Here is an 8097-nt window from a genome sequence, read left to right as displayed (position 1 = left end):
GACCAATTTATTGCAACCGCAGTAGGACAGCCTTAAGTCCGACAGGCTGCTAGTAAGAGGTCAGCCAGAAACCACCACGATCGAAAGTACAATTATCTTTTCCTGTACGAATAGTCAGGTCAACTGGATCAGGCCATATGCCGGTTTCCTGTTGATCTGCTCCAAAGCAATGCTATACATAAGACGCTGAACCTTTTTCATGATCCGACTCCAGCCTGTCACCGACGGCAGGCGATCCGGGAAGCCATGCGTCTGAAACACTGTCACAACACCAGAGACTTTAGGGAGTTCGCCCGACGACGGCTGCCCTCCCCTATTTTTCATTACATCGACGGTGCTGCGGATGATGAGACCACACTGCGAAGAAATACTGAGGCCTACTCCAATTGTGACCTGGTGCCCAATGTATTGAGAGGTGCAGAGCATGTTGATCTCTCTACCCGGGTTATGGGTTTGGATCTGGACATCCCTCTCTTCTTATCGCCCACCGCACTGCAGTGTCTCTTTCACCATGAAGGTGAGATGGCTGTGGGCAAAGCAGCCGAACAGTTTGGCACTCTTTTTGGCCTGTCTTCTCTGGGCACTACCAGCATAGAAGACATTGGTTCAACTATTAAAACTCCGAAGCTGTTCCAGCTCTATGTGCATAAAGATAAGGGTCTGACTCGCAATATGATTGACCGATGCAAGGCGGCCAACTTCGATGCTATGGCATTAACGGTGGATACAGCCGTTGGTGGCAACAGAGAAAGAGATCTCGTCACCGGTTTTACCATCCCGCCCAAACTGACATTGAAGAGTCTGCTGAGTTTCACCTGCCATCCGGCCTGGGTTCTGAATTACGTTTCCCATGGTGGCTTTGAGCTGCCTCAGCTTCAGGACTATGTTGGCGAAGGCACCCGCATTACCCTTTCGGTCGGTCACTACTTCAGTACCATGCTGGATCAGAGTATGGACTGGCAGGCAGCAGAAGAAATTATCCACTACTGGGAAAAACCATTAGCACTAAAAGGCATCATGTCGGTTGAAGATGCACGCAGGGCCGTAGATATCGGCGCTGCGGCCATTATGATTTCCAATCATGGCGGTCGACAGCTGGATGGCTCACGCTCGCCCTTTGATCAACTGGCAGAAATTGTAGATGCCGTAGGAGACCAGATTGATGTGATATGCGACGGGGGGATACAAAGGGGCACACACGTTCTTAAAGCACTGTCGCTGGGAGCCAAAGCCTGCTCAGGAGGTCGCCTGTATCTTTATGCTTTGGCAGCAGCAGGAAGAGCAGGCGTTGAAAAGGCCCTTGAAAATCTGCGCAGTGAAATGGAACGGGATATGAAACTGATGGGCTGTAAAACGATTTCAGAGTTGAACCGGAGTAACCTCCGCTTCCGGCCGGAATTCACCTGTCATTCCCGTTGAGTAAAGCCTGAGTCACAACAATCCATAATACCGTTTAAATATCATTATTAATTTCTTTGTTAAGTTTTTTGACCAACCCTGTGTAACTTGATATTTGCTTGCCTGGTATTGTTTTAAACAGATTGGTTAACTGCTCGGTATCAAGCGTAAGTGTATAGCTTCTTAAAGCAGTATGGATATAAATATCATCTTTATCAGGATCTGCAATGACAAATACAGCTCTGTATCCCATAGTGGGCAATGCTTCACCTTCTACAGCAGCTCTTGACATCTTTAAATAACCGCTCATTCCTTCAAGTAATAGTTTTTTATTAGTAAAATGCTCTCTGGAAAGTACCTCCCTGAGAGTTTTATCACGAAAATTTTCGGTCATTCTCAATTTAGAATTTTTAAGTATCCAATCGTAAGTAAACATTTCTTTGTAATCATCCAATACTGAGTATTCACTATTGCTTTTGGTTATGAGTTGGGCATTAGCGGGTTGGCAAATATCGTTCGATGTCAGACATTGGAGAGTAGTGGCTTTGTGGCTAAAAGAATAAATATAAACAGCCTCGATATCAGTAGCTTGTGTTCTTGCTATATCAAGTTCAGATGGGCTTCTGAATAACTCCATCGTATAGCGTTTTATTGCGTCAAAGGTTTGATTTATCTTATCCAGTTCAGCATCAGAAAGAGCATCAGGATTTATACTTTCCCTACTGAAAGAGAACAATCTGGTTTCATAGTCTTCAGGAAACGTTTGCCCATCTGAAGACATCAGTTCTTTAATGATCGTTTTTTCCAAGCCCTGAGTTCGATATATTTCCCCTATGCCTGTCTCAGAATTTAGAGGTTGTTGAACTTCCAAACCTGTTTCGGTCGTTTTAGTCTGAGTATCTGGTACATCTTCTGAAAAAAAACCAAGAAGATATGCCGCTCCTACTAATGCAGCAGCTTTTAAGAACATTTCGCTAACCTCCTTTTTCGTCTAACTGTTTAGAGCTGACGTTTCATTAAGTAATAGCTCTGAGAGCCTGACTGATAATAGCACCATTATTCAATCAAATTAAAAACAAGCTTGTTCCCTTGATTCAAGATAAACAGCCTTCACTGATGTCTTTGACACTAAAAGCATAATTAAGTTCATTGAAGTCTCTGGTTATTATTGCGTTGTGGGTCAATGGCTTTGCTCCTGCACAGATACATATAAAGAATGGCGATGCTATATCTCTATGCTTTGGCAGCAGCCGAAAAAGCGAGCCTTGAAAAGACCCTTGACAATCTGCGCAGTGAAATGGAACGGGGTATGAAACTGATGGGTTGAAAAGCATTCAGAGTTGAACCGAAATAACCTCCGGTTCTGACCAGAATTCACCTATCATTCCCGGTGAATTAAGCCTGCGTCACAACCATCCATCCACAATACCGCTTAACTATCATTGTTGATTTTTTTTATTAAGATTTTCGGCCAACCCAGTGAAGCTTGATATTTGCTTACCTGGTAGTGTTTTGTACAGATTTGTTAACTGATCGGCATCAAGCTCAACAAGAGTGTAGCTTCTTCCAGTAGTCACAATATGAATATTCTCTTTATTTGGATCAGTCATTAAAAATACAGCTCTAAATCCCATAGTGGGAAATTTCTCGTCTGATTCAACGATTCTCGACAGTGTTAAAAAACCACCAATCCTTTCAAGCAATAATTTTTTTCTGGTAAAATCCGTACTAAAAATATCATTCTCATAATCTTCATCATCAACACTATCTTTCATTCTCGGTTCAGAATTTTTCAATATCCATTCAGATGTAAACATTTTTTTATAATCACCCAATACTGAGCCTTTATCATTGCTTTCTGTGGTATGTTTGGTATTTATGGGTTGAGAATTAGCGGGTTGACAAATATCGTTCGATGTCAGGCATTCCAGAGTAGTGGCTTTGTGACTAAAAGAATAAATATAAACGGCCTCAACATCAGAAGCTTCTACTATTGCCATATCAATACTATATTTATTTCTGAATAACTCCATCATATGGCGTTTTATTGCGGCAAAGGTTTGATTGATCTCATCCAGCTCAACATCAGAAAGAGCCTGAGGGTTAATACTTCCCCTACTAAAAGTGAACAATCTGGATTCATAGTTTTCAGGAAAAGTTTGGCCATCTAAATTCATCAGCTCTTTGATGATCGTTTTTTCTAATCTGGAAGTTCGGTATATTTTTTGTATACCTGTACCAGGATTTACAGGTTGATGATTTTCCAACCCTGTTTCGGTCGTTTTGGTCTGAGTATCTGGTATATCTTCTGAAAAAAAACCAAGAAGATATGCCGCCCCTACTAATGCAAAAGCTTTTAATAACATCTCATTAACCTCCTTTTTTTGTCTGCCTGTTTAGAGCTGACGTTTGATTAATTAATTGCTCCGAGAGCCTGACTGATAATAGCACCATTACTAAATAAAATTAGGAACAGGCTTGCTAGATTGATTTAAGATAAACAGTTTTTACTGATGTTTAGACCCTAAAACCACCATTAAGTTTACTGAACTCTCTGGTTATTATTTCTTTGTGGATGGATGGCTTTGCTCTTGCACAGACATGTATAAAGAATGGCGATGCTATATCTTTATGCTTTGGCAGCAGCCGGAAGAGCGAGCCTTGAAAAGGCCCTTGATGTGCAATGAAATGGAACGGGTTATGAAACTGATGAGCTGTAAATCGATTTAAGGGCTGAAACGGAGCAACCCGCGATTCCGGCCAGAATCGACCTGTCATTCCCGATAAGTTACGCCTGTGTCACAACAGCCTGTGATATCATCAAACTATCAGGGGTTATTTTTTTTATTGAGTTTTTTAGCCAACCCTGTGAGATTTGATATTTGCTTGCCTGGCATGGTTTTAAGCATATTTGATAATTGTTCGGCATCAAATTTGAGAGTGTAGCTTTTTGCGGCAGCTTGAATATAAATATTCTTCTTACTAGAACCTGTCATTACTAATACAGCTCTGAAGCCCATAGTGGGAAATGCTTCATTTTTATTAATGAGTCTGGTCAGCGATATAAAATCAGAAATTTGTTTCTGTAATATTTTTTTCTCGTTAAAGTCTGCCCCAACAAGGTATAATGCGGGAGTTGATTCCCGATAGCCTGCCAGCCTCGCTTCGGATTGTTCAAGAATCCATTCGGATGAAAACATGTTTTTATAATCATCCAACATTGAGCTTTCATCATTGCTTTGAGCTGTGCGTTCGGCATTAAGCGTTGAGTGTTGGGTATCAGCAGGTTGGCAAATATCGTTCGATGTAAGGCATTTGAGAGTAGCCGCTTTGTGGCTAAAAGAATACACATATACAGCCTCAATATCAGCAGCTTTTATTAGTTCCTGATTAAGATTAGGATCACCTCTTGATAACTCAATCATTTGGTCTTTTATTACGGAAAAGATTTTATTTATCTCATCCAGTTCATCTTCAGAAAGAGCATTAATATTTATACTCCCCCTACTTAAAGTGAATAATCTGTACTCATAGTCTTCAGGAAAAGTTTCCCCATCTGAATGCTCCAGCTCTTTGATGATTGTTTTTTCTAAGCTGGAAGTTCGATACAGTGTTTCTATGCCTGCCCCTCTATTTATAAGTTGAGGCAATGATTGAGGCAAAGGTTGCTGCGTAAATTGATCCACTTCCAACTCCGTCTCAGTCTTTTTTGGTTGATTATCTGGTACCAATCCAAAAAAACAATGATAAAGATATACTACTGATACTGCTATGATAATATTTGTTACCATGTCATCTAGCCTCCCGTTTTGTACACTTGTTTAGAGCTAGCGTTTCATTAGAGTGATAGCTCCGGGAGCCTTAACGATAATAACGCCGTTACTAAATTTAATGAGGAGTAACCTTCTTCCAGCATTTTAAGATAAACAGTTTTCATTGACGTTTGTGAGCCTGAAACCACAATTAATTTCATTGAATTTCCTGCTTATTATTTCTTTTTGGATGGATAGCTTCGCTCTTGCAAAAAAATATATACAAAGAATTGCGATGCTATTGAAAGATGAATCACAGAGATACTGAAGCATCCCATGTCATTGGTGATTGACGCTCCAGTGTAGTCGAGTTCTCGTAAAAAGGTAGTATCAGAGCCAGTCAGTCAGCATCACACCAATGCTGAGCCGGTTCACACTGGCATTGTAATCAATCAGGCTTTCTCCATAGCCATTAAAATATTGGACATAACCCCGGAAACGGTCACTAAGAGGGAAGGACCAGCCCAGTTGCACCGCACCTTTGTTATCAGAAGACCGCAGGTTGTTTCTGAGCATCATGGATATCTGGTATTCATCCAGTTTATAGCCAAAATGAAGCTCACCATGTCCCATGTACTTTTCAATATCCGGGTTATCATCCCCCTCCGTATCATTCGGGTTATTTGGGTCTTTTTCAGGTTCGGGAATCCGATACCAGGGCTTGAAGCTCACGTAAAAATTGCCCTTTTCCAGCAGGAAATTCAGGTAAACTCGATTCCAGCTTCGGGAAAGGCCGCCCGACCGACCATTGGATTGATGAGACAGACCGGCCACTACCGCCCACAAATCCATACCCAATACCGAACGATCGACCGGAAGTACCGCAAAGACTTCCGGTTCGTGGTTCGTTTCCCTGAATGGCGCAGAGTTGTTGTTGTAGGCCTGCCACCAGGAGGTGTTAGTGTAGGCTACATAGACATTACCGTAACCGTTCCATAAACCCTCCCAGACAGGCGCTTTCAGACTCAGCTGAAACTTGATTTCGGTTGATGTCAGTTCCTCACCTATTGCTTTGTAAGGCTCCTTGTTAACGTGACTGTTCCAGGAAACCGGAAGCACATAATTGGGACGATGGGGAGTTATCACAAAACGATTATCAAACGCCTGACGTTCACCTTTAACTCGTTCATCAAAAGCACTTTCCTCTGTCTCCCGGACCCTATCAGAATCATCAACCACCAGAGGCAGTGCCTCTTCTTCGTGGGGTTTGCCGCAAACAGCCCTTATCTCCGCCATGGTGGTCTGACCATCGGCTTCCATAGCCTGTTTCAGGAGGCACTGTTCATGGGGAGTTGATGACAAAGCCAAAGCCGGCGACAGACTCAGGACCAAACCTGCAACCCAAAAAGGCCCTTGTTTGATTGAGACAAGCGTCACATTATTATCCATAGTTGAAACTCTTTTTCTTCCTAACGAGCGCAACGGGCTGAAATGCCGGTGAGAGTCTGCGCTCATCACAGGGCAACCTAAAGCTTTAACGAATGCTCGAACATAAATCCCCGGCTCTGCAATCTCAACCTTTTTCCGTTGGTGTTGTATCAAGACATTCCGTTTTTGCCATATCGAAGTCAGGCCAGGGAATCAGAACAGCTATCAGACTGATGGTACCGATGACCGCCAGATAGTATGCGGGCCCTAATGCAGTACCGGTCATTTGTACGATCAGTGTCGAACTCAAAGGAGCAAGCCCGCCAAAAATGGCAAAGCCAAAATTGTATGAGGTAGCAATGCCTGTGTAGCGAACTTCTGTTGGAAAAAAGCGGACAATAATAGGAGGAAGCAGACCTGAGGCGACCGCAGTAAATAATCCGCAGGTCATCATAATGTGCCGGACCTGAGGAGCCTCTGTAAGAAAATACTGGAAGGCTGGAAATGACAAAATAATCACAACCAGAGCCATAGAGATAGCCAGCAGCCTCTTGTTGACAATATCAGTCAAAATGCCTGCTAACAGCGACAGGGGCGAAAGAATAAAAAAAGCAACCGCCGTGCGCCAAGCCACATTAGCCTGTGGTAAACCCAGTATGGAAGAGAGGTAGCTTGACATATAGACCCCATAAACCGTTACCGTGGCACCGCAAAGCGCCATCAACAACAGACCACAGAGCAGCCCCTTCCGATGCTCTCGCAGTAATAGGATAAGGGGAATAGTTGACTGCTGACGGGCCTGATCCAGGGCAGCAAATAATCCGGACTCATTGAAGCGCTTGCGAATCTGATAGCTGACCAGCCCCAGCAGACCACCAATCCAAAAAGGGATTCTCCACCCCCACTGAGCCATAGTTTCCTGACCCAGCAGCATACTTAACAGACCATTGAGAAAAGTGCCCAGAGAGATGCCAATCATCAGGGCCAGAAATAGGATACCGATCATTAGCCCCTGTCGTTGCGGCGCACTTTCACTGAGAAAAGTGATGGCTCCCGGCAACTCTCCTCCAAGAGAAAACCCCTGGGTCAGCCTGAGCAGAACCAACGTCAGTGGAGCAATAACTCCAACCTCTTCATAAGTAGGTAAACAGCCCATCAGAGCAGTGGTCAAAGCCATGAGAAAAATGGTCAGAGTGAATGTTTTCTTGCGGCCAAACCGATCTCCGAGATGCCCGAAAAACAGGCCTCCCAGCGGTCTGGTCAGGTATCCTGTGGCAAAGACAGCATAGGTTCCCAGCAATGAGGACAGCTGATCCGAGGCAGGAAAAAAATGCTCCGCGATATAGCTTGCCATCAGGGCGTAGATCAGGAAATCATAAAGCTCCAGCATGCCTCCCATGGAGACGGCCAGAGCCAGCTTGTAATGCTCACTGGGTGCAGTAATGCAACGCGGCATAAGTCACTCTCTTGATTAAATCCGCAACGAGCGCAACACTCGCTGTTATGGATAAGGTTCAAG

General features: G+C 43.6%; 7 protein-coding genes. 2 read left to right on the top strand and 5 right to left on the bottom strand.

Annotated features, from left to right (window positions below; translation table 11 throughout):
* Positions 1 to 246 precede the first annotated feature (246 nt).
* Entirely contained in the window at positions 247 to 1419 is a 1173-nt protein-coding gene (locus tag KDK17_RS05045) for an alpha-hydroxy acid oxidase (protein ID WP_257274476.1), read from the top strand.
* Positions 1420 to 1453: 34 nt separating this feature from the next.
* On the opposite strand, the gene KDK17_RS05040 is transcribed toward KDK17_RS05045, so the two are convergent.
* Entirely contained in the window at positions 1454 to 2368 is a 915-nt protein-coding gene (locus KDK17_RS05040) for a hypothetical protein (RefSeq protein WP_257287495.1), read from the bottom strand.
* A gap of 246 nt (positions 2369 to 2614) precedes the next feature.
* On the opposite strand from KDK17_RS05040, the gene KDK17_RS05035 reads away from it, so the two are divergent.
* Positions 2615 to 2725, top strand: coding sequence for an alpha-hydroxy-acid oxidizing protein (locus KDK17_RS05035; RefSeq protein WP_257287494.1), 111 nt, complete (start codon positions 2615 to 2617; stop codon positions 2723 to 2725).
* 112 nt (positions 2726 to 2837) lie between these two features.
* On the opposite strand, the gene KDK17_RS05030 is transcribed toward KDK17_RS05035, so the two are convergent.
* The 4 genes from KDK17_RS05030 to KDK17_RS05015 form a co-directional block, all read right to left on the bottom strand.
* The gene (locus tag KDK17_RS05030; protein WP_257287493.1) at positions 2838 to 3764 is read right to left on the bottom strand and encodes a hypothetical protein; all 927 of its coding nucleotides are present in this window, start codon (positions 3762 to 3764) and stop codon (positions 2838 to 2840) included.
* 462 nt (positions 3765 to 4226) lie between these two features.
* Positions 4227 to 5189 (bottom strand): hypothetical protein, encoded by a 963-nt coding sequence (locus KDK17_RS05025; RefSeq protein WP_257287492.1) that lies wholly within the window; start codon positions 5187 to 5189, stop codon positions 4227 to 4229.
* A 351-nt stretch (positions 5190 to 5540) separates the two neighbouring features.
* Positions 5541 to 6587 carry a phospholipase A gene (locus KDK17_RS05020; protein ID WP_257287491.1) on the bottom strand — a complete coding sequence of 349 codons (1047 nt, stop codon included), beginning with the start codon at positions 6585 to 6587 and terminating at the stop codon, positions 5541 to 5543.
* Between the two features lie 136 nt (positions 6588 to 6723).
* Complete coding sequence (locus tag KDK17_RS05015; protein ID WP_257274471.1) at positions 6724 to 8034, bottom strand: MFS transporter; 1311 nt, start codon at positions 8032 to 8034, stop codon at positions 6724 to 6726.
* Between the last annotated feature and the right edge of the window lie 63 nt (positions 8035 to 8097).

Origin of the sequence: Endozoicomonas sp. SESOKO2 (assembly GCF_024606245.1) — a bacterium.
Lineage (GTDB): Bacteria > Pseudomonadota > Gammaproteobacteria > Pseudomonadales > Endozoicomonadaceae > Endozoicomonas_A.
This window is presented reverse-complemented; position numbering and strand designations above follow the sequence as displayed.